Here is a 510-nt window from a genome sequence, read left to right as displayed (position 1 = left end):
CAGTGAATCCAGGCGATGCTGAATAAGTCTCTGCGCTGCGCGCGAGGGGCTTGGTCAGCGTTGCCTTAACCGCCCGTGGGCCCCTGGTGGAACACCAGGTCTTCCACCGGCTGCCCGCCCACCAGATGCTGCTCGATGATGCGGTCCATGTTGGCCGGCGTGACGTCGTAGTACCAGGTGCCGTCGGGCTGCACGCACATCACCGGGCCGCCCTTGCAGGCGGCGAAGCAGCCCACGCGGCTGCGCTTCACGCGCAGGTCGCCGTCGTTCAAGCCGGCCGCCTTGAACTTCTCGCCCAGGCTGTCGAACAGCGCCTGGGCCTGGCCCTCCTGCGCGCAGCGCGGGCCGGTGCAGATGAGGATGTGGCGGCGGTAGCTGCCGATCTTGGGCTTGACGACGACGCGCACGCCTTCGGCGGGCGTGGCGGCTGCGGCGGTGTTCTCTGGCGTGTCGGTGCTCATGCCTCTTCCTCGGTCGTCGCGGCCTCGGCGACGGCGAGCGGTTGTGCCA

The 510-nt window shown here is 69.2% G+C and carries 1 protein-coding gene; it reads right to left on the bottom strand.

What is annotated here, in order from left to right; all coding sequences use genetic code 11:
* Positions 1-65: 65 nt before the first annotated feature.
* Positions 66-461 carry a ferredoxin gene (locus GVN67_RS29190; protein WP_160000787.1) on the bottom strand — a complete coding sequence of 132 codons (396 nt, stop codon included), beginning with the start codon at positions 459-461 and terminating at the stop codon, positions 66-68.
* Positions 462-510: the final 49 nt, after the last annotated feature.

This window comes from Roseomonas sp. 18066, assembly GCF_902706185.1.
GTDB lineage: Bacteria > Pseudomonadota > Alphaproteobacteria > Acetobacterales > Acetobacteraceae > Pseudoroseomonas.
This window is presented reverse-complemented; position numbering and strand designations above follow the sequence as displayed.